Raw genomic sequence first — 1,683 nt, forward strand, 5'->3', positions numbered from 1 at the left:
TTGTGGATTTAGCACTATTAGATCATATTTGTTAACAAAGTGCGATCCCGCCCTGTATTAAAAAGCGCCTAAAGAGTTTACTATCCACTTCTTTAAAACAACGAATCGACCTCAAAAATTTCCTGTTACAGCTAACGGATTGGAATGCCGACTTGCAAATTACAGACTTGGAAGAGTTTTTATTATTAGTCAGAGAATTAGAAAAGGAATTCAACTCACAGTTGATACTATCAAAGGCTGAAGAAGTGGATTTAAACCACAATCCCCTACAAACACTTTTATGTGTTTTAGCTAATAATCTTAATGATAATTTTTCCACAGCTGGAAAGTTAATTTCACAAGTAACCTTTTTAGCTCGTTTATCTACATTTGAGCGCTCTTGTTTATTTCATGTGTTGTCTCGTTTCTCTAGATTTGATATATCCATTATGTATCAAGACGATAAATTCATTCGCTTTAATATGTACTTAACTGATTCATGATTTTGCATTAATCTTAAGTGCTGCTGAATGTATTATCGTACGCACTTTTTAGAGCCCCTCCCCCAAGTACATAGAAGCTCGAATGACAGGTAGAAAACAGGGTGACTTCCCATCTCAATAACCTGTTTAATTCCTCGACTCTGCCCCGAACAGAGATAATTGTTTTACCGTAATAGCCCCAACCTCAACACTCAGCCGATAGACGTTCAATGACTCAATACTCCTACATAGACATCCCATTCAACCTGCGCCACACCTGTTGGTTTTGTGGTGAGCCTTCTAATCACACGGTTGAGTTTCCTAAAACCGCTTCGCTTTTTGCCAAGGTTGGTCATGCGCCGATAGCGCTGCCAGCGTGTAAAGAGTGCGTGAGTGTGAAATATGCGAAAGACCTAACCTCAATTTGGTCAGTGCGCGATCAGATAAAACACACTCTGATAGACAAGTACGCTAAGCACCTTGGCATCGGTGAGAACTGGACGGAGCAAGAGCTTATTGATTCTGATTTCTCGGGTTCGACGCTCGGTGGGTTTGGGCGCAGCGCTTGGAAGATGTATCAAATCGCCAAACAACGCGTCGATTATAAAGGCTGGCCTTTGTCGGTTGATGACATCCCACTTGAGGTATACGACGAAACCAGTGGCTTTGAGTTTGACGGTACTCGTTATGCCTCAATCAATTCATGTATCGACTATTTCACCAAGGCAGCAGGCGTAGACAAAGAGCTGTTGTCGCAGCTTGTCGACATCGTTTCATCAGACCGATTTAGCTACGCACTGCGAATCACCAAGCTGAACAAGAATGTCTCTAATACCAAGCGCTCGGAGATCGTCGAAGAGGTACTACAACAAGAGTCTGAACAAGAAGAGATACTGCTTGAGCAAGCTAATTCAATGTTTAACCCAAACGTCGAAGAGGTGAATATTTCAGGCTCAATAGCGCCTGTATTTGCCATTCAGTGGGCGCTGGCTAACAAGGTTAAAGATTTAGCCCACCTTTGTGCTCTCGAAGATGAGTATTTTGACTATTTCGAGCACCTCGGCGGCCCTGCAGCTTTCATGTCCTATAACGGCCTACAACTCTATTTAGAGTCGCGTCAAGATCCTGAATGGGTAGAAGAGTTGGATCCAAATAAACAGTATTGGTGGCGTTGTTGATCAAATCAGCTTGAAGATCAACGACACCATATGTAGCTAGCCGT

2 protein-coding genes are annotated in these 1,683 nt (G+C 42.5%); both read left to right on the plus strand.

From position 1 onward, the window contains the following. Window positions 1–152 precede the first annotated feature (152 nt). Window positions 153–482: a hypothetical protein gene (locus ACED41_RS21475; protein ID WP_371725661.1), complete on the plus strand. Its 330-nt coding sequence runs from the start codon at window positions 153–155 to the stop codon at window positions 480–482. Window positions 483–691: 209 nt separating this feature from the next. Continuing rightward, window positions 692–1,639 (plus strand): hypothetical protein, encoded by a 948-nt coding sequence (locus ACED41_RS21480; RefSeq protein ID WP_371725662.1) that lies wholly within the window; start codon window positions 692–694, stop codon window positions 1,637–1,639. The last annotated feature ends 44 nt before the right edge of the window (window positions 1,640–1,683 follow it).

It is taken from the genome of Vibrio sp. 1F255 (assembly GCF_041439145.1).
Lineage (GTDB): Bacteria > Pseudomonadota > Gammaproteobacteria > Enterobacterales > Vibrionaceae > Vibrio > Vibrio crassostreae_C.